The following is a 20,549-nucleotide window of genomic DNA, read 5'->3' as shown; positions in this document are numbered from 1 at the left end:
GTACTTAAACAACTTCCATAGAAAAGGGCCGCAATTGCGGCCCTTTTTATATAAACAAAATCCTGTATTATTTCAAATTGATCCAAACGTTGCCCTTTTTGTTGGACTCAACAGTGCTCTCTATAAAATCGAGTCCTCGAACACCATCCATCATAGTAGGGAATTCACCATCGTTATATTTCTCGCCGCGAATTGCCCTTGCAACACCCAAATAAATATTAGCCATAGAATCAAAAATACCTTCGGGATGCCCTGCAGGTAATTTAGTTCCATCCAAAGACAACTTGGAATTATAGGCATGGCCCGGCTTATATACCTGAAGCGGCTTGTCATCACTAAGCACATAAAGGTAATTGGGATTTTCCTGCTCCCATCGTAGTCCACCCTTCTCACCATAAATGGCAATAGTTAGTCCGTTTTCCTCCCCGGTAGCAACCTGACTGGAGCGAATAACACCTTTCACGTGCTTATCCATTCGGATCAATACCGTACCGTCTACATCCATTTGGTTATCATCGTACAAATAGTTGAAATCTGCCAAAATGGATTTTATGGTCAATCCCGTAGTATATTCTATCATATTAAAGGCATGCACCCCAATATCTCCCATACAAGAACTGATTCCTGCCTTTTTAGGATCTAACCTCCAAACCGTTGAACGCTTAGCCTTGTCATGGATAATAGAGTTGATCCAACCTTGGTAATATGCCGCATCTACCTTATGTATTTTCCCAATAGCACCGGCCTTAATCATCTCCCTCATTTGCCTAACCATAGGATACCCTGTATAAGTGTGGGTAACTGCAAAAACGGTCTTGGCCTTTTCCAAGGTAGCCTGTAATATTTTAGCCTCCTCGTAGGTAGTGGTCATGGGCTTTTCACAAATTACGTGAAACCCATTTTCCAATAACTTTTTGGCCATAGGAAAATGCAAAAAGTTAGGGGTAAGTACAGAACATACCTGAATACGCTCTTCCTTTGGTAGTTTTAATTCCTCTTCCACCAAGGTATCAAAATCCTTATAGATCCTATTGGTAGGCACATCTATTTCCTTGGCAAAAGCAACATTCGCTTCAAAGTCCGGGTTAAAAACTGCGCCAACAATTTCGTAATTATCATTAATTTGGGATGCCACTCGGTGCAAAACCCCTATAAGGGAGTCTCCTCCGCCCCCTAAAATTCCTAATCTAATTTTCTTGCTCATAATATATTTATTCGTAAGTTACTCTTTATACTCTACTTCCTCGTTTTTAAAAAATATTGCGAACAGCACCATGGCCCCTAAGGCAAAAATAGCAGGAAATGTCCAAATATCCGTCCAATTGTGTACGCCATCGCCAATTATATAACTATCCGTTATTTTTCCTGCCACCCAAAAACCGATCAACATTCCAACGCCATAGGTGGCCAAGGTTATCAACCCCTGGGCCGCACTCTTAAATTTGTCACCTGCCTTTGAATCCGTATAAATCTGTCCGGAAACAAAGAAAAAATCATAGCAAATACCATGAAGGGCAATTCCCAATATTAGCATAAAGGCCAAATCTCCGGCATTTCCATATGCAAATAGGAGATATCTAATGGTCCATGCGAGCATCCCGGCAATCAAGGTATTCTTAAATCCAAATTTCTTGAAGAAATATGGCAATAACAACATAAACAAAACTTCCGAACCTTGGCCAATGGTCATTTTACCTGTGGGGTTTTCCATTCCGATCTCTGACAAAAATGGATTTGCATTTTGGTAATAAAAGGCCAATGGTATGCAAATTAGAATGGATGAAAGAAAGAAAATAAGGAAATTTCTATCCTTTAGGAGTTTTAGGGCATCCAACCCCAAAATGCCTGAAATGGATACCTTTTCATCCGTTCTTACCTTTGGTGGTGTTTTGGGCAAGGTAAAACTAAAAATCCCCAAAACAGCTGATGCAATAGCCACCATTAAAAAAGTATTTTTCAAGAGGCCTTGTTCCCTAGAGCTTTCGGAATCCCATAGGAACACAAAACTAATTACTAGTCCGGCCACTATCCAACCTATAGTGCCAAAAACCCTCACAAAAGAAAACTCCTTGGCAGGATTTTTCATTTGGCTAAAGGAAATTGAATTCACCAAGGCCAAAGTTGGCATATAAAGAATCATGTATCCAAGTACATATGGGTAGAAACCAGCAAAGTCCAATGCCATATACATTTGATACATCATTATAGCACCAAGAAGATGCAAAACTCCTAAAATTCGCTCTGCGTTGAAATACCTGTCCGCAATTAAACCTATTATAAAAGGCGCAATTATGGCTCCCCAGGATTGGGTTGAATATGCCATAGCCGATTCTGCTCCCGTGGCCTTGAGATTCTGTCCCAAAAAAGTACCAAGTGTTACAAACCAACCTCCCCAAATAAAAAATTCGAGGAACATCATTAAGGACAACTGAACTTTGGTCTTTACATTCACGGTCTAGCAGGTATATTTATCGCTTATAAGTGGCATAATCCAAGACCAAGGGTTCAATGGAGTTGTTTCTAAAATCAACGGAAATCTGAGCCCTGTGATGGGTTGAGTGGTTTATGATATGAAATAACATATCCTGAATGGTATTGGTAAACAACCTACCCTGGGAATTCTCATAATCCAAGCGCTTTTCAAAACTATCCACATTGGTGATTATTTCAAAAGAACTTCTTTGATTTTCATAATGCAGGTCGCCCCAATCTTTTAACGATTGCAACTGAAAAACACCGTACTCCACTTTTTTACCAAGAATTCTGGCATTCCATATATGGTGCGCATTTAAAATATGACTGAAGAGTTCCGTAGTCCTTTCTGGAACATTTTCCAGCTTTTGGCACTCTTCAATCAATTTCTTATTGCAGTAAAAGTTATAATCGAACAGCTGATTGAAAAAAGCCTTCATAAAATATAGTGCTAATTAAGTTCCTTACCAGCTTTTATCAATAGATCCCTAGTGGCAAGAATTCCTTCCTCCTCACTTAAACGACTACCTTCGTATTCCACACCTATAAAACCGGTATAACCTGCATCCTTAACTATTTTAAGTATTCTAGGGTAGTCCAGTTTGGTTTCATTTCCGTCGGCATCAAAATCGTAAGATTTGGCACTTACGGCCAAGGCATGTGGCATTAGTTCGCTAATCCCTTTGTAGATATCATATTCCTCGGCACAGCCATCCTTGGTTCTTTCTATACAAAAGTTGCCAAAATCTGGAAGGGTACCACAATTATCCATATTTACCTTGGTCATAACCTCTGCCAACATAACGGCATTGGACGACAAGCCCCCATGGTTCTCTACCAAAATTTCAATATTTTTTCCCTTGGCATAGGTGGCCAACTGGGTTAGACCATCCACAGAACTGGCAACCCATTCATTGGGAACCTTGCTTCCTGATAGGTTTACCCTAATAGCGTGGCACCCCATATCGGCAGCAGCATCTACCCATTTAAAATGATTTTCAACTGCTTCCTTTCTCTTTTTAGCATCCGTGGTAGCAAGATCTCCTTGACCATCGATCATGATCAACACATTTTGCATACCATGTTTTTTGCTTTCCGCATTACTTTTTTCCACGAAAGCGGCCATAGCTTCCTTGGAAAAATTTGCAGCCTGCAATTCCTTATAATACAAACCACTTACATACTCCAATCCTGTAAAACCCCAATTTTTGGCCTTTTCAGCAAATGTGTAAGGATCCACGCCATCTTCACGCACCATTCTATGCATTGACCATTGGGCCAAAGACAATTTAAAAAAAGGTTCCGTGGCTTTCATGCTTACTTCAGAGGTCTCCACATTTTTGGGCTGCTCCTTGGGGGCTTCTTTACAAGACAGTACACCCATTAATAAGGAAACCAAAACCACCTTGATCCCTTTGGTTTTTAAATTTTTTTGATTCATTTTTAAGTTTTGAGATTAAATCCAAGAATTAACAATTACTATAACGTTATAGTGCCATAGTATTAATGTATATAGGGTTTAAATGTAAAAAATTAATTTTATATTTAATAAATTTATTAAATAAACAATTTCATAAATGAGCAAGTTCAATAACAATGAAATGCAGGATTCTTATGATGCAATTGTCGTAGGTACAGGCATTAGCGGAGGATGGGCCGCCAAAGAATTATGCGAAAAAGGACTCAAAACCCTAGTGCTGGAGCGTGGAAGGATGGTGAAACACATCGAAGATTACGAGACGGCCAATCTAGATCCTTGGGATTTTCCAAATGCCGGTGAACCTACCAGGGAAGATATTGAAAAACAGCCTAAACAGAATAGAACAGGATATACCACCAATGCCGCAAGTAAAATGTGGTTTGTAAATGATTTGGAACATCCATATAATGAAATAAGACGATTTGATTGGATGAGAGGTTACCACTTGGGCGGGCGTTCCTTACAATGGGGACGTCAAAGTTACCGTTGGAGCGACATCGATTTTACTGCCAACCTAAAGGATGGCATTGCAGTTGATTGGCCCGTCCGGTATAAGGATATTGCACCGTGGTATTCAAAAGTGGAAAACTTTATCGGCGTTAGTGGGGAGGCACTTAACCTACCACAGTTGCCTGATAGCGATTTTCTACCTGCCATGGAAATGAATTGTGTGGAAGAACATTTTAAGAACAAAGTAACTGAAGGTTTTGACGACCGTGCCGTTACCATAGGTCGGGTTGCCCATATAACGGGGACCAAAAATTTTGACGGACGTACCAAATGTCAGTATAGAAACAGATGTATCAGAGGATGTCCTTTTGGAGGCTATTTTAGTAGTTTGTCATCTACCCTTCCGGCTGCGGAAGCAACAGGAAATATGACGTTGCGTACAGACTCCATTGTTCATGAAGTAATGTACGATCCCAATACCAAGAAAGCTACAGGGGTAAAGGTTATAGACAGGTTGACCAAGGAAACACATGAATTTAAGGCAAAAGTCATTTTCTTGTGTGCCTCGGCCATAGCCTCTACCGCTATTTTAATGCAATCCAAATCCGATCGTTTCCCAAATGGTATGGGCAACGACTCCGATCAATTGGGCCGTAATATTATGGACCACCATTTGGGGGTAGGCGCTTCCGGTAAATTCGATGGCTTCGAGGACAAATATTACAAAGGCCGAAGACCTAATGGGATATATATTCCTAGATTTAGGAACCTAGGAGGTGCTTCCGATAGAAAAGACTACAAGCGTGGCTTCGGTTATCAAGGTGGCGCCAGTAGAGGTAATTGGGAGGAAACGGTTGCTGAACTCTCTTACGGCAAAGATTTTAAGGAAAGTATGCTTAAACCCGGCGGTTGGAGAATGGGCATCGGCGGTTTTGGTGAAGTACTCCCTTATGAAGATAACAGAATGACCTTGGATTACGACAAACTGGATAGCTGGGGATTGCCCACAGTAACCTTTGACGCCGATCTACAGGAAAACGAATTCAACATGCGCAAGGACATGCAGCAATCTGCAGTAGAAATGTTGGAAAAGGCCGGATTACGAGATGTTAAAGGACATGATGGTCCAACCGGTTTAGGACTGGGCATTCATGAAATGGGTACGGCCAGAATGGGACGAAACAGAAAAACCTCCGTATTAAATGGCAACAACCAAATACACGATGTACCCAATGTATATGTTACCGATGGGGCATTTATGACCTCGGCAAGTTGTGTTAACCCATCATTGACTTACATGGCCTTCACCGCTAGGGCCGCCGACCATGCGGTTAAAGAACTTAAAAAAGGAAATATATAATGGATAGAAGAAAAGCACTTAAAAATATGGGGCTGGCATTAGGATACACTGTAGCCACCCCAACCTTGATCAGCATAGTACAGAGTTGTAAAAAAGATGCTGCAATAGTATGGACCCCGGATTTTTTAACATCAGCCGAAGGATCTGTACTAACCCATTTGGTAGATATTATTATGCCTAAGACGGATACACCTTCAGCCTCCGAAGTACAGGTCCATATCTTCATAGACCGTTTTGCCGATCAGGTAATGGAAAAAGAACAGCAAGATCTTTTAAAGATGACCATGGGGAAATTCACGGACAAGGCCTTACAGGATTCCGGCAAAAAGGAAATTGCAGACCTGACCCCCGAAGATTTGGAACCGGTCCTTGCCAGTGCCCTCAAAATTTCCAAAGAGGATCAGGCCAAAAATTTTAAGGTAATAAACACTTATACGGAAGCCGTTAAGACTGGCCAAACAGCCACCTTGGATGAAGAGGTGTCAAGATTTGCCTTCGCCAATAATTTAAGAGGTCTGGTGATCTGGGGATATAAATCATCCGAATTTGTAGGAGAAAATGTATTGTCCTATTTACCTGTACCTGGTGAATATATTGCCTGTGGTGACCTTCAGGAATTAACAGGGGGAAAGGCCTGGTCACTATAAAGAATAATATTAATATTAAATTAAGAATAAGCTAAAAGGACTGGGATAGCCACTGGCAATTCGGTTCTTTTAGCATTATTTTATTACAAAATTCCAACCATATCCAAAAATGAAAATGAAAAGAAGAGATTTTATACAAAAAACAGCCCTTACCGGGGGTGCGGTTACCTTAGGAGGTTCTTTAGCATATGGGACCAGCACTAATTTAGATATGAAACATACGTTCAACTTAAAATATGCCCCGCATTTTGGAATGTTCAAGAACCTAGCAGGCGATGACCTTATTGACCAAATAAATTTCATGGCCGACCAAGGGTTTACAGCATTTGAAGATAACGGTATGATGGGCAGGGATGTAGCAACCCAAACCAAAATAGGAGAAGTATTGGCCAAACGCAATATGACCATGGGGGTTTTTGTGATAGACAAAGGAGGCAATATGGCCAACACCTTAGCGGCAGGCAAACAGGAATACATTGATATCTTTTTGGACGGATGTAGAAGAGCCGTAGACGTGGCCAAGCGCGTCAACGCCAAATGGATGACCGTAGTACCTGGCGGATTCGAAAGGAAACTGCCGATAGGTATCCAGGATGGCAATGTTATAGAAGCATTAAAAAGGGGTGCCGAAATTCTGGAACCGCACGGCTTGGTAATGGTACTTGAACCTTTATCGGACTCTCCCGATCTGTATTTACAGAATTCCGATCAGACCTATATGATCTGCAAGGGTGTGGACAGTCCTTCCTGTAAAATATTGTTCGACATTTACCATATGCAGAAAACCGAAGGTCATCTAATCCACAATATGGAACTTACTTGGGATGAGATCGACTATATCCAAATAGGGGACAATCCGGGTAGAAAAGAACCTACTACGGGAGAAATCAATTACAAAAATGTATTCAAGTATATACACAGTAAAGGATTTAAAGGGGTTCTGGGCATGGAGCACGGTAATTCCAGACCGGACAAAGAAGGTGAAATGGCGGTAATAAACGCCTATAAATCAGAAGACAATTTTTTGTAGTCGAAATTCCTTTTAAGACACTTAAGCAGTTAATTTAACGTTGCATTTAGAAAGTTTCCATCTTGTTTTCCCGTCAAAGAAACAAGATGGAACTTTATTTATACACCATAGCGATATACTTGATACTATTCGTCCTAGGTCGAATAATATATCACCATCATTTTAAAAAATGAAAATGGCATATCACGCTATATTCTTGTTTTTGAACTAATTATAATCCATTTTTCAATTTCCATCGTATATAATTATAAGTTATTTAATACGGGGCAAGATGGATAATTACATCACAATTCTGGTAATTTATTGTATAGCGTTCCTATGTGCGTTTATACTTAAACCTTATATATCCAATAGATAGGAATTCCTAATCCATAGTCATTGGAAAGGATTAACTTATACATTTCCCTTTTACTATAGACAAAAAAAATCCCCGAAGAGACCTTCGGGGATTTTTTTGTTTCTTAACTATGCCCCATAAGCCATTTAGGAGCCGCACATTAAACAATCATCATCTGCCTGGCCCTCCTTTGCCTTGGCTATCAATTCCTTCATCTCAGCGGCTGTCATAGGTTTAACATCCACCTCCTGTGTGTTGGCAGAAGTGGCCTCCACCTTTATAGTCTTTGCTACAGCAGGAGCTACTATTGTGGCCTCCATTGGCGCCTCAACCACTGGTACTTCCTGTTTCTTTGAATTATCCAAAGTGAATTTAATGGCATCTGCCGCCGCTTTGGTCCTTAGGTAGTACATTCCGGTCTTAAGTCCACTTTTCCAGGCATAAAAATGCATTGAAGTTAATTTGGAATAATTTGCGTTCTCCATGAACAAGTTCAGGGACTGACTCTGGTCTATGAAATAACCACGTTGTCTGGACATGTCAATTATATCCTTCATACTTAATTCCCAAACCGTTTTGTACAATTCCTTAATTTCCGCAGGAATGTTATCAATATGCTGAACAGAACCATTGGCACGCATCAATTCCTGCTTCATATTTTCGTTCCAAAGTCCAAGACTTACCAAATCTTCCAATAAGTGTTTGTTCACTACAATAAACTCCCCGGACAAAACCCTACGGGTGTAAATGTTGGAAGTATAAGGTTCAAAACACTCATTGTTGCCCAATATTTGCGACGTAGAGGCCGTAGGCATAGGAGCTACCAACAAGGAATTGCGAACTCCGTTCTTTTTTACTTCTTTTCGTAATTTTGCCCAATCCCATCTACCGGACAACTCTTCATCCTTAACACCCCACAAATTGTGCTGGAATTCTCCTTTGGATATTGGGGATCCTTCATAAGTTGAGTAAACCCCCTCCTCTTTTGCCATTTCCATGGAAGCCGTAACGGCAGCAAAATACAAAGTCTCAAATATTTCTTGATTTAATTCCTTGGCAGCATCACTTGTGAAAGGTAACCTCAACATGATAAACGCATCGGCCAAACCTTGAACCCCCAAACCAACAGGCCTATGGCGCATATTGGAATTTTCGGCCTCCTTGATGGGGTAATAATTTCTGTCTATGACCTTATTTAAATTTTTGGTAACCCGTTTTGTGACCCTAAACAACTCCTTATGATCAAACTCCCCATTCTTAATAAACATCGGAAGCGCAATGGAAGCTAAATTACAGACCGCCACCTCATCCGGGGAAGTGTATTCCATTATTTCCGTACAAAGGTTGGAAGAGCGAATAGTACCTAAATTCTGTTGGTTACTTTTCCGGTTGGCAGCATCCTTGTAAAGCATGTACGGAGTACCTGTCTCTATTTGGGATTCCAAAATCTTCTCCCAAAGCTCTCTGGCCTTAACCGTTTTACGCCCCTTTTTTTCAGCTTCGTATTTAATATACAAATTCTCAAATTCCTCACTGTGATGATTAAATAGTCCAGGACATTCGTTAGGACACATCAGGGTCCAATTCTCATTGGCCTCTACCCTTTTCATAAATAAATCCGGAATCCACATGGCATAAAAAAGGTCTCTGGCCCTCATTTCCTCTTTTCCGTGATTTTTCTTCAAATCCAAGAAATCATATATGTCCGCATGCCATGGTTCAACATAGATTGCAAAACTACCCTTACGCTTTCCTCCACCCTGATCTACGTAACGTGCGGTATCATTAAAAACCTGCAACATTGGCACAATACCATTGGAAGTCCCATTGGTACCGGCAATATAAGAACCTGTAGCCCGTACATTGTGTATGGAAAGACCTATCCCCCCAGCGGATTGCGAAATTTTTGCAGTTTGTTTTAGCGTATCATAAATACCATCAATACTATCGTCCTTCATTGCCAAAAGGAAACAGGAGGACATTTGAGGTTTTGGGGTACCTGAATTAAATAAGGTAGGTGTAGCGTGGGTAAAGTATTTTTTGGACATCAACTCATAGGTCTCCAAAGCCGAATCAAGATCGTTCAAATGGATCCCGATAGATACCCTCATAAGCATATGCTGTGGCCTTTCGGCAATCTTCCCGTTCAGTTTCAAAAGATAGGAACGTTCCAAAGTCTTAAATCCGAAATAATCGTAGCCAAAATCCCGGTTATAAATAATGGTAGAATCCAACCTGTCCGCATTCTCGGCAACAACCTTATAAACCTCATCGGATAGTAAAGGGGCCTTTTTTCCTGTTCTAGGATTTACATATTCATAGAGATCCTTCATCGTTTCTGAAAAGGATTTCTTAGTGTTCTTATGTAGGTTGGAAACAGAAATACGCGCCGCCAATTTTGCATAATCCGGATGGGAAGTGGTCATTGTAGCTGCAATCTCCGCAGCTAGATTGTCCAGCTCAGATGTGGTTACCCCATCATAAAGCCCTTCAATTACGCGCATGGCAACCTTTAGCGGATCAACCAGATCGTTTAGGCCATAACACAATTTTCTTACTCTAGCTGTGATCTTATCGAACATCATCAGCTCTTTTCTTCCGTCTCTTTTTACTACATACATGTTGCTACAATTTTTTTAAATGATACTTAGTTTTGGGTTATGGCCCAATATGTTAAAAACATTAACATATCAAATTCATCGCATAAAAATCCCCTTATAACCCAAAGGGGATTTGAATAATACTATTATATCTTAAAAATCCGCGTCGAAGCTGATTTTCTGTGAATCGTCATCCTTATCCTTGTTGTTAGAGACCCCGGCCTTTTGATACTCGGCCACTCTTTTTTCAAAGAAATTGGTTTTACCTTGCAGGGAAATCATGTCCATAAAGTCGAACGGATTGGTAGAGTTATACACCTTATCACATTCCAATTCCACCAACAAACGATCCGTTACAAACTCTAGGTACTGTGTCATCAACTTAGAATTCATTCCTATTAAACTAGCTGGAAGTGATTCTGTAATGAATTCCCTTTCTATGTTCAAAGCGTCCACCAAAATTTCGGTAATCCGAGCTTTGGGAACCTTGTTTATTAGATGATTGTTGTGAAGATGAACTGCATAATCACAGTGCATCCCCTCATCCCTGGATATTAATTCATTGGAAAAAGTAAGCCCAGGCATCAGCCCTCTTTTCTTAAGCCAAAATATAGAGCAAAATGCCCCGGAGAAGAAAATACCTTCAACTGCAGCAAAGGCAATTAAACGTTCCGCAAAACTGGGAGACTCTATCCACTTCAAAGCCCAATCTGCCTTTTTCTTTATTGCCGGAAAATTCTCTATGGCATTAAAAAGTAAATCTTTCTCTTTTTCATCCTTTACGTAAGTATCGATCAAAAGGGAATAGGTTTCAGAATGAATATTTTCCATCATTATCTGAAAACCGTAGAAGAACTTTGCTTCGGCATATTGAACTTCACTTACGAAATTCTCTGCTAGATTCTCATTAACAATACCATCAGAAGCAGCAAAGAACGCTAGAATATGCTTTATGAAATAACGTTCATCACTATTCAATTTGTTGGTCCAATCATTAAGATCCGTATGCAGGTCAATTTCTTCAGCAGTCCAAAAACTAGCCTCACATTTTTTGTACCAATCCCACAAATCATGGTGTTTAATAGGGAAAATAACAAATCGGTTAAGGTTTTCTTTCAGAATCGGCTCTATAGCTGCTGACATATCTTTTTTTTGATTTATAGGGTTTCTTAAACTTAGGCGAAAATTTGCCCTCGATAGGAGATAACAAAGATTGCAAAATACCCCCAATAACTAAAGCCAAATAAGCATTATTAACCACAAAGTTTTTAACACAAAATGTTGAAATGTTACTTCGCAAGTGATGTTCATTACCTTTATAGTACAAAGCAAAATGAAAAAAAGACAAACGCTTTCCTTGAAAATATTATCCCAAAAAAATAAACCAAAAAGTATATAAAAAACATACTCTTTGGTTTATCCACATCATTACCAAAAACCAACCATTGGTTTGTTTGGTCATGTATCCGAAAATTGCCTTTTGTCTATTTCAATTTAAGTTTAAAAAAATTAGAGAGACAAAGCGGCCAAGATCATAAATATCGAAATAGCAATCATTGCTAAAAAAACTAGGCTTACGGCTTTAATATTTGAAATTGTCATGGTGGTGGAGTTTGAGTTAATATTGTATTTTAATACTTCGCACGTGGTTATATCCAAATGGAAATTATATTGTTCATGGTAAATCCTAACTATCATAAATCTTAGCCTCCCCAAACCTCATTACCCGAAGTTAGCTGGGCCATCATCTACTTTCCAAATATATCTTAGATAATCCAGAGGGAATATCCAATATGTAACAAAGTGTGCAACAGATGTAACATTGGCATTCCGTTACTACAATTCTCAGGTATCCTGATACTCCGTGGGTGTCTTATTGTAGGTTTCCTTAAAGCACTTGATAAAATAGGAAGGAGTATTGAAACCTACTGCATAGGCTATTTCACTGATCGATGCATCCGAGGTCCTCAAAAGATGAACGGCCTGTTTTAATCGCTGTGATCTAATAAAAGCAGTAGTGGAAAGTCCGGTATAGGCCAAAAGTTTCCTATGAAGCTGCATACGACTCATGGCCAACTTGTCACAAAAAGCCTCAGCATTAAAGTGGGGGTCTGCAAGATGGTCGTCCAACACGCTTTGTAATTTATTTAGAAACACTTCATCCGTAGGAGTAATTGCTATGTCTTTAGCCTCCAATATTAATTCATGGCTATATCGGTTCCGCAGCATTTTTCGGTTTCCAACAAGGTTGTCTACCCTTGCTTGAAGGATTTTTAATTTAAAGGGCTTGGTAATAAAATCATCTGCCCCGGATTGCAGGCCGAGGAGCTCTTGATCTTCACCAACACCCGCCGTCAGCAAAATAATGGGGATATGGCTTGTTCGTTCATCGGTCTTTAATGTATTACAAAGTTCAATCCCGTCACAAAGGGGCATGCGTACATCCGATATAATAATATCCGGAACCACTTCCAAAGCGCTATTAATTCCTTCTACACCATTGATTGCCTCCACAACCGTATACCTAGTTTTCCATGCGGCATTTAGAAACTCCCGTATCTCTTTATGATCCTCAACAATTAATACAATAGGCAGGGAACTAGGCCCGCCGTCATGTGCTGCACCCGGCATAGGGGTAGTATAGTCGTTCTGATCCAGATTTAAGTGGGGCTCACCCTCCTCCTTCCCTAATTCTACAACTTCCAAGTTTTCAAAATGGGACTTCATCAAGGGCAAACTCACCGAAAAGTGGATAAGCTTTGCTTCCTCCATTTGGACGGTTATTGAACCTTGATACAAACTCACCAATTCCTTCACAACCGAAAGACCAACACCGGCACCTTCCGAATATTCATTTTGCTGGTAAAATCGGGTAAAGAGATTATCAAGATCCACCTCTGAATATTGGGCTACCGTATTTTTGACACTGATCTGCACTTTACCTTCTTGCCTTCTGGCAATAAACTGGCACATTCCGCCTTCACTCACATATTTAAAAGCATTGGAAAGAAGATTGGTAATAATTTTTTCCAAGGCATCTTCATCAAACCAAACAGGTCTCAACTCCTCTATTTCTACCTTATAATCAATTCTCTTGATACCGGCCCTATACCTAAAAGAAGAGGTAAGCATCCCTAAAAAGAGGCCCATATCACCTTTAGAAATCTTTAGTTTCAATTTTCCCTTTTCCAACTTTGCCAAATGTAGCAGTTGATCTACCAAGGCCATTAAACGGTTGATATTCCTCTTGATCATGGAAAAATTGGCAAAATCCATATCTGACAGCCCACCCTGGGACAATTTCGAATCCACAGGTCCAGAAATTAAGGTCAGCGGAGTGCGGAATTCATGTGAAATATCGGTATATAGCTTTGATTTAAAACGATTTAACTTTTTAAACCGTTCGGTTTCTTCCATTTTTAATCGTAGGTTCAATTGCAATTGCCACTGCCATTTTAAGTAACTATAAACGCCATAAGCGAGCAATAAAAACAAGAAGACATAAGAAAATTTGGCCATAGGCGTCAAATACCATGGGGACATAATGGAAAAAGAAAAGCTGACCGGATCATGATTCCAAACCCCATCATAATTACTGGCCTTAACTTGAAATTCATATTCGCCCGGGGGCAATCGGGTATAACGCGCGAAGTTCTTTTGCCCTGAATACACCCAATCACTATCAAAATTCACCAATTTATATTGGTACTGGTTTTTCTCTGGAAGTGAATATTGTAGGCTGGAAAAACTAAAGGATAGAGTATTCTGATTAGCTTTCAGAGCCAGTCCATCCGAAATTGGGAAAGATGTATTATACACATCAAAACCAGTAATCGCAACCTTTGGAACTATGGTATTTTCCTTAATATTGTTAGGTTTAAACCAATAGAATCCGTCCAAACCACCAAAATAAAGATTGCCATCCCCATCCTTAAAATACGCACCGGTATTAAATTCTGTTGCCAAGCCTTCGTAATTGTTGTAGTTCACAATACTGGGTGCAGCCTCCAAATTAGCCGCAGGGGTAAATTTAGTTATTCCCTTATTGGAGCTTAACCATAAGGCCCCTTCATCATCTGGCAGTATCCCGTATATTACATTATTGGCAAGTCCATCCCTTACACTATACTCATAGAACATATTATTTTCAATATCGTACGCATTAAGTCCAGAACCATTGGTGCCGATCCAGAGTATATCATTGGGAGCATAGTATAGACTTTTTATCCTATTGCTTGTTAAGGAATTTCCATTGGTTGCATATTGATGGGTTGTAAATGTCTGCTCCTTAATATTGAACAATGCAATTCCATGGCCCTCGGTACCAATCCACAAATTTCCTTTGCCATCGGAGGTAATTGCCCTAATATTATTGCTGGGTATGCCATTTTGAAGAATTGGATCGTAATCATACTTTCTTAGTTCACCCCTAACCTTATCAAATTGAATAAGGCCTTGATCCCGAGTGCCCAGCCAGATCCGATTCTCCTCATCTTGATAAATGGACCAAATGGTATTTGCCGAAAGAGAACTTTCGGTTGTTTCCGAAAAATGCAAAAACTTACCTTTGGAATCTCGCATATTTAGGCCACCGTCCTGGGTCCCTATCCATAAATTATCCTCTTTATCTATCATTAAACTCATGACTCGATTGGAAGAAATGGTATTTTCATTTTCTGTTCCCGCCTTAAAGGTCCGCCAACTATCGGCCTCTGGGATATACTGTGTTAAACCTTTGCCAGAAGTACCTACCCAAACCGATTTCTCCCTATCTACCACAATAGACCTAACAACATCTATACTAACATTCTCTGGTGTTTGATAATCCGTAAAAGAATTAAATTTCTCCAAATACTGATCGTAATAACTAATTCCGGCCCCATCTGTTCCAAACCAAAGAGTTCCGGAATAATCCTCATAAATACTTAGTATGTCATTGTATTGAAGGGCAGTGGGGTTGTGCTTGGTTGTACTAAAATGTGTAATTGAAAGTTGCTTTAAATTAACTAGATAGAGTCCCTGTCCATAAGTGGCTATCCATAGTCTATCCATTGCATCCAAATGCAGGTCGGTTATATTCAAATCCCTTGGCAAACTATCTTTAAGGTCCAAATCTTCCAAACGGTTAAATACGCTCTCCCCGGAGTTCCTAAAATAAAGTCCGGCGCCAAAAGTACCTATCCATTCCCTAGACCTGATATCAGTAACTATATCACTGAAATTAGCAACTATCCGATTTCCATTGGCTGTTTGGGCCTTTACCTTTTGCAAGCGTACCTTGTTGTAATCATATTCCACAATTTCATTGTCCATGCACAACAATAGGACACCTTTTTCATTTTGGATTATGTTATAAATAGGGCCACCAGCAATGTTGGGGGAAAGCATTTGTCTAACCCCTTCCTTATCCGCCTTTTTTAAATAAAGTCCCTTGGAGTAGGTGCCTATCCACAGATTAAAATCCTTATCCATGAAAATTGAACTTGCGTCGTTAATTCCTTGAAGTGGAACAAAAATATTGGACTGGGTTTCCAGCTTATAAGGAATTCTATCATTGGGAATGGCCCAGACATGACCCTTTCTATCCACATAGACCTTCCCTAAATAACTATGTGTGGCCCTTGTAACATCGGCAAAGGTAAAAGGATAAATACTGAAGGTACTACCATCATACTTGTTAAGACCATCCTGCGTGGCAATCCACAGAAATCCTATACTGTCCTGAGCAATGGATACGGCACTATTCTGTGAAAGACCGTCATTAACGGAAAGCTGTCTAAATTTGATTTGGTCTTGGGAATATAGTAACTGGGCACAATTAAAATAAATTGCACCAATGAACATCGTGAAGATAAATTTTACTAATTTTTTCTTGCCCACGGTTAGTTCTATCTTGATTGGTTATATACAAGATAAGATATATCCGAGAAGAAATCAATGAAAAATATGCTTTAGGAATATAGGCTGCATAAGAACTATGGCCTTGGAGTCTCTTTTCTTTACCCCAAAATTCAATAAAAAAAGTAAAAATAACCACCAAATCGGTGCGATCCTTAAGATGCAATGAGTTTATGAATTACGAGAATCGGAACCACACGTTTAGGTAGTTCCCCCGAAACCTAAAGACTATGCGAATTCCAAAACCTACAAGTTGATTGCGTTTTTCAAATTTACATCAACATCCTTCGGATAATTTCACAACAATGACATGTTCGTAATTAAAAAAATCCTACAGGACCGCACTTTTTTTGGCAGTTAATTTTGCTTATTAATAATTATGGTCATTGAATGCTTGTGATTATTATTTATAATTTATGGATTATTATGTACAAAACTAAATTCTTAATACCGTCTGCCTGCTACTGCCTTATTTTCAACAAGTGAACTATTTTTATTGGTATCTACCTTATGTTCCACTAAATTGTTTTCATGTGAAGTTGCCCTCTCATTGTCCGTAACAACAGCTACAACAAGGACTAAAACTAAAACGATAAAGAAAACGATACATTTATTCATCACTTGCGTTTTGGCACTATTAGGTTAAACATGATTCCCTTGTAGGAATTATTTGGTTAACCAAATGTATATGAAATGTAAGAGCATATACCCCGTAATTGTGTAAATGGTAAAATTTCCTGTATAAATGACATTGGACAAATTCAAGATGCCTATATTTCTATTCAACATAAAAACTATAAGACTAAGCCCATCTTTCCCCAAAGGCCCAATCTTAATCCAATAACCACCAACTATACTCAATTCAATTCCATTGACACAAAATATTAAAAGCTTAACCAACAATATTTCTAATTTTGAGTATCTTTCCTATACTATGTTAGAAGCAGTTTTAGTAGACGACGAAATTAAAGCCCTACAGAGTCTTTCTTGGGAGCTGACCAACTTTAGTGATGAAATTAAAGTGGTCGCCTCCTTCACAGATCCTTTTGAGGCGTTAAAATATTTGGAACAATACCCTCCGGATTGTTTGTTCCTGGATATAGAAATGCCCACAATGGACGGATTTCAATTTATTCAGAAATTACAGAACAAGGAATTTCCAGTGGTCATTACCACTGCCTATAACCAATATGCGATAAAAGCCTTAAAGAACGAGGCAATAGATTATCTTCTAAAACCAATAGATACGGATGATTTAAATGCCACCATCGCAAAAATAAAAAAGTTCAACAGCAAAAATTATACTGCGGAAAAGCTGGAGAAAATATTGTTGAAATTCAATTCGGATTCACTTCAAAAAAAGATAACTATAAATACAGACGGGAAATTATTATTTTTACAAAGTGATGAAATCCTTTTTGCAGAATCAGATGGTAATTACAGTACCTTGTTTTTAAGTGACGGACAAAAAATTTTGCTCACTAAAAAATTGAAGGAGGTAAATCAGATACTGCCCAAGGATACTTTTTTTAGAATTCACAATTCCTTTATCATCAACCTTAATAAAATAAAGGAATTTCTTAAAACAGACGGTTACGTAATTTTACAATCCAACCATAAAATACCTGTTTCAAGACAAAAAAAGTCCGACTTTCTAGATTTAATATGATCTATCATTATGAATTTTCCCTCCTCAATTACTTGTATCTTTGGTCGACTTCCATTCTTAAATATAGGTAGTTTCTTTTTTTTTTTAATTTTTACCACCCTTTCCCTTTCCCTGGCCAATGCGCAGGAAGTTTCAGAAGAATTTAAAAGGATAACGGACAGCCTTATAAAGGCTTCCCCGGTAACCTATCAGGAATTGGATTCCATATTAAAGCCCAAAAGAAGTGATACTACTTACATGCGCTTTTTTGATATGGAGTCTGCCAGAAAAAAATACTTAATAGGACAGTCTTACGCCTTAAACCAGCTTGGGAGAAAATACAGGGATATTTCCAATTATTCCAAGGCCGTTGCACTCCATGAAAAGGCATTGCAGGCTGCCGTGGACGCCAACAACCTAGAATTCCGGGTATACAGTTTAAATATGTTGGGCGTAGTTTATAGGAGGAGCGATGCCATTAAAATAGCTTTGGATTACAATCAGGAAGCTTTGGAATTGGCGGAGTCTGAGGAAAATCCTTCCGACGGTCTAAAACGAAGCATAAACGTTTCCCTAAACAGCATAGGCAACCTATATTCCATCCTGAAACAATACGATATAGCCATTGCACAATTTAAGAAGTCGATGGCATTGGAAAAGGAGCTTGGAAATAAGTTGGGCCTTGCCATTAACTATCAAAATATTGGGGAATGCCTGGAATACAAGGGTGAATTGGAAGAGGCACTACATTACTACAGAACCTCCTTGGATTACAATAATGAAATTGATAGCGATAAGGGCAGGGTTATTTGTAAAAATAGTATTGCCCAGATCTACATAAAGCAAAACAAATTAACACAGGCATTGGAAATTCTTGAACCCAACCTGTTGGCTGCAGAAACCTTGGGGGACATGTCTATCATAGCTGCCATAAATATCAACATTGGCTGGGCACTGATGGAGTTAAAACAATATACAGAATCGGAAAAATACCTCGTGACCGGATTGGAAATGTCCAAAAAACATCATTTGCCGAGTTATATTGCCCATGCGTATAATTACCTATCCAAATTATATACCTACGAAGGGGAATACCAAAATGCCTTGGAGTACTACCAAATGGCGGAAAAATTTAACGAAGAAATTAATAGTGAGGTCAATCGCCGTTATATCAACGATTTGATCATAAAATATGAAACCGAAAAAAAAACCAATCAAATAGAGGCCTTGGCCAGGGAAAACGAATTCATGAACCTACGGCTACGCAAGAAAACAAATACCTTGATCATTGGAGCATTGGGGATGGCCCTTTTAACCTTTATACTTTACATACTATATAGACAGAAAGAGCTAAAAAATGAAAAACAGATCCTAACGTTGGAGCAAAGTATGTTGCGCAGCCAGATGAACCCACATTTTTTGTTCAATTCCCTAAATTCAATTAAACTATATATCATTAATAATGAAAAGAAGAATGCGGTACATTATCTTAATAAATTTTCCAAGTTGGTCCGCAAAATTCTTGAAGCTTCCTCATTAAAAGAAATATCCCTGGCCGATGAACTGGAGACCATCGACCTATACATGAACATTGAAAATATTAGATTTTCGCACGAGATAAATTTTACAGTACGGGTAGACGAATCCATTGATGAGCATACGGTTAAGATACCTTCGTTAATTCTACAACCATTTCTGGAAAATGCGCTCTGGCACGGGCTTTCCTCAAAAGAAGGAGAAAAAAAGATCCATTTGCACGTAAGCCGGGAAAATGAGAAATTCATTCAAATAAGCATCACCGATAACGGTGTTGGGAGGGAGGCCTCCGAAAGAATAAAGGAAAGCAAGATTTTAAAGCGAAAATCCATAGGCATCGATATTACCAAGGAAAGATTGGCCAATTTCTCCAAAGACTTCGAAAATTCCTTTCAGGTAGAAATAATAGACTTGTATGATTCCAATAATGTGGCCTTGGGCACCAAAGTGGTACTACACATCCCTACCCATTAGTATGCTCTAATGCAATTTGCTCCAATTCTGCATACCATTTTTTTCCAAACTTGCGAATCAAGGCCTCCTTTACAAATTTGTAAATTGGCACCTTAAGCTCATTGCCCAAGGAACATGCAGGGTCACAAATTTCCCATTTATGATAATTCACTGCTGTAAGTTCCGAATACTCGCGTACGCGTATGGGGTATAAATGACAGGAAACAGGCTTTTTCCATTTGGTAGCGCCTTGATTATATGCCTCTTCCAGGCCGCATTTTGTAATTCCTTTGTCATCAAAAACAACATAAGCACATTCACTGCCATTCACCAAGGGCGTTTCCCATTCACCATCCTCTCCGCGAATAAAGGCTCCCTGCTTTTCTATTTCAGCAATACCTTCGGGCCGTAAAAACGGTTTTACCTTGCTATAGATGTCCACCAAAATCTCCGTTTCCTTATCTTCAAGGGGAGCTCCGGCTTCACCATCAACACAACACGCCCCTTTACAGGCACTTAAATTACAAACGAAATCGTTCTCAATAATTTCCTCCGATACTATTGTTTTTCCCAGTTGGAACATACCATTTTATTAGGCAACAAATATAATTCTTTAAGGGATATATTTTCCTTTAAAT

The 20,549-nt window shown here is 39.2% G+C and carries 14 protein-coding genes; 5 read left to right on the top strand and 9 right to left on the bottom strand.

The features are described 5' to 3' along the window. Positions 1-67: 67 nt before the first annotated feature. The 4 genes from MWU82_RS00970 to MWU82_RS00955 are packed head-to-tail and all read right to left on the bottom strand — an operon-like array spanning position 68 to position 3,913. Entirely contained in the window at positions 68-1,204 is a 1,137-nt protein-coding gene (locus MWU82_RS00970) for a Gfo/Idh/MocA family oxidoreductase (RefSeq protein WP_215947699.1), read from the bottom strand. 18 nt (positions 1,205-1,222) lie between these two features. After that, the gene (locus MWU82_RS00965; RefSeq protein ID WP_215947698.1) at positions 1,223-2,452 is read right to left on the bottom strand and encodes a nucleoside permease; all 1,230 of its coding nucleotides are present in this window, start codon (positions 2,450-2,452) and stop codon (positions 1,223-1,225) included. Positions 2,453-2,468: 16 nt separating this feature from the next. Beyond that, positions 2,469-2,912: a DinB family protein gene (locus MWU82_RS00960; protein ID WP_215947697.1), complete on the bottom strand. Its 444-nt coding sequence runs from the start codon at positions 2,910-2,912 to the stop codon at positions 2,469-2,471. 11 nt (positions 2,913-2,923) lie between these two features. Continuing rightward, the gene (locus tag MWU82_RS00955; protein WP_215947696.1) at positions 2,924-3,913 is read right to left on the bottom strand and encodes a sugar phosphate isomerase/epimerase family protein; all 990 of its coding nucleotides are present in this window, start codon (positions 3,911-3,913) and stop codon (positions 2,924-2,926) included. 136 nt (positions 3,914-4,049) lie between these two features. On the opposite strand from MWU82_RS00955, the gene MWU82_RS00950 reads away from it, so the two are divergent. The 3 genes from MWU82_RS00950 (at position 4,050) to MWU82_RS00940 (ending at position 7,439) form a co-directional block, all read left to right on the top strand. Beyond that, complete coding sequence (locus MWU82_RS00950) at positions 4,050-5,762, top strand: GMC family oxidoreductase (RefSeq protein WP_215947695.1); 1,713 nt, start codon at positions 4,050-4,052, stop codon at positions 5,760-5,762. Beyond that, positions 5,762-6,409 (top strand): gluconate 2-dehydrogenase subunit 3 family protein, encoded by a 648-nt coding sequence (locus MWU82_RS00945; protein ID WP_247094916.1) that lies wholly within the window; start codon positions 5,762-5,764, stop codon positions 6,407-6,409. The genes MWU82_RS00950 and MWU82_RS00945 overlap by 1 nt, the downstream gene beginning before the upstream one ends. Positions 6,410-6,524: 115 nt before the next feature. After that, positions 6,525-7,439, top strand: a complete 915-nt coding sequence (locus MWU82_RS00940) for a TIM barrel protein (RefSeq protein WP_247094915.1) — start codon at positions 6,525-6,527, stop codon at positions 7,437-7,439. Between the two features lie 483 nt (positions 7,440-7,922). Here the strand turns inward: MWU82_RS00940 and MWU82_RS00935 are convergent, their stop codons facing one another. From MWU82_RS00935 to MWU82_RS00920, 4 genes are all read right to left on the bottom strand, one after another. Further along, on the bottom strand, positions 7,923-10,397 hold the full coding sequence (locus MWU82_RS00935; protein ID WP_215947692.1) for a ribonucleoside-diphosphate reductase subunit alpha: 2,475 nt from the start codon (positions 10,395-10,397) through the stop codon (positions 7,923-7,925). Positions 10,398-10,529: 132 nt separating this feature from the next. Continuing rightward, a complete protein-coding gene (locus tag MWU82_RS00930) occupies positions 10,530-11,519 on the bottom strand; it encodes a ribonucleotide-diphosphate reductase subunit beta (protein ID WP_215947691.1) in 990 nt (329 codons plus the stop codon). 702 nt (positions 11,520-12,221) lie between these two features. Next, positions 12,222-16,220 carry a two-component regulator propeller domain-containing protein gene (locus MWU82_RS00925; protein WP_247094914.1) on the bottom strand — a complete coding sequence of 1,333 codons (3,999 nt, stop codon included), beginning with the start codon at positions 16,218-16,220 and terminating at the stop codon, positions 12,222-12,224. 498 nt (positions 16,221-16,718) lie between these two features. Further along, entirely contained in the window at positions 16,719-16,892 is a 174-nt protein-coding gene (locus tag MWU82_RS00920) for a hypothetical protein (protein WP_215947688.1), read from the bottom strand. Between the two features lie 316 nt (positions 16,893-17,208). Here MWU82_RS00920 and MWU82_RS00915 point away from each other — a divergent pair, with 316 nt between their 5' ends. Both MWU82_RS00915 and MWU82_RS00910 read left to right on the top strand, forming a co-directional pair. Beyond that, positions 17,209-17,943, top strand: a complete 735-nt coding sequence (locus MWU82_RS00915; protein ID WP_072859978.1) for a LytTR family DNA-binding domain-containing protein — start codon at positions 17,209-17,211, stop codon at positions 17,941-17,943. 9 nt (positions 17,944-17,952) lie between these two features. Then, positions 17,953-19,932 (top strand): tetratricopeptide repeat protein, encoded by a 1,980-nt coding sequence (locus MWU82_RS00910; RefSeq protein ID WP_247094913.1) that lies wholly within the window; start codon positions 17,953-17,955, stop codon positions 19,930-19,932. Here the strand turns inward: MWU82_RS00910 and MWU82_RS00905 are convergent. Further along, positions 19,922-20,494 (bottom strand): DUF3109 family protein, encoded by a 573-nt coding sequence (locus MWU82_RS00905; protein WP_215947686.1) that lies wholly within the window; start codon positions 20,492-20,494, stop codon positions 19,922-19,924. The two genes, MWU82_RS00910 and MWU82_RS00905, sit on opposite strands and share 11 nt — an antisense overlap. Positions 20,495-20,549 lie beyond the last annotated feature (55 nt).

It is taken from the genome of Arenibacter sp. S6351L (assembly GCF_023016025.1).
In the GTDB taxonomy this organism is placed as follows: Bacteria; Bacteroidota; Bacteroidia; order Flavobacteriales; family Flavobacteriaceae; genus Arenibacter; species Arenibacter algicola_B.
The sequence above is the reverse complement of the archived record's forward strand: the minus strand, read 5'-3'. Positions and strand labels throughout refer to the sequence as shown.

Coding starts and splice junctions, on each gene's coding strand:
- MWU82_RS00920 (WP_215947688.1), bottom strand. CDS start 16,892: ATGAATAAATGTATCGTTTTCTTTATCGTTTTAGTTTTAGTCCTTGTT.
- MWU82_RS00955 (WP_215947696.1), bottom strand. CDS start 3,913: ATGAATCAAAAAAATTTAAAAACCAAAGGGATCAAGGTGGTTTTGGTT.
- MWU82_RS00945 (WP_247094916.1), top strand. CDS start 5,762: ATGGATAGAAGAAAAGCACTTAAAAATATGGGGCTGGCATTAGGATAC.
- MWU82_RS00950 (WP_215947695.1), top strand. CDS start 4,050: ATGAGCAAGTTCAATAACAATGAAATGCAGGATTCTTATGATGCAATT.
- MWU82_RS00935 (WP_215947692.1), bottom strand. CDS start 10,397: ATGTATGTAGTAAAAAGAGACGGAAGAAAAGAGCTGATGATGTTCGAT.
- MWU82_RS00915 (WP_072859978.1), top strand. CDS start 17,209: ATGTTAGAAGCAGTTTTAGTAGACGACGAAATTAAAGCCCTACAGAGT.
- MWU82_RS00925 (WP_247094914.1), bottom strand. CDS start 16,220: ATGTTCATTGGTGCAATTTATTTTAATTGTGCCCAGTTACTATATTCC.
- MWU82_RS00930 (WP_215947691.1), bottom strand. CDS start 11,519: ATGTCAGCAGCTATAGAGCCGATTCTGAAAGAAAACCTTAACCGATTT.
- MWU82_RS00960 (WP_215947697.1), bottom strand. CDS start 2,912: ATGAAGGCTTTTTTCAATCAGCTGTTCGATTATAACTTTTACTGCAAT.
- MWU82_RS00970 (WP_215947699.1), bottom strand. CDS start 1,204: ATGAGCAAGAAAATTAGATTAGGAATTTTAGGGGGCGGAGGAGACTCC.
- MWU82_RS00905 (WP_215947686.1), bottom strand. CDS start 20,494: ATGTTCCAACTGGGAAAAACAATAGTATCGGAGGAAATTATTGAGAAC.
- MWU82_RS00910 (WP_247094913.1), top strand. CDS start 17,953: ATGAATTTTCCCTCCTCAATTACTTGTATCTTTGGTCGACTTCCATTC.
- MWU82_RS00940 (WP_247094915.1), top strand. CDS start 6,525: ATGAAAAGAAGAGATTTTATACAAAAAACAGCCCTTACCGGGGGTGCG.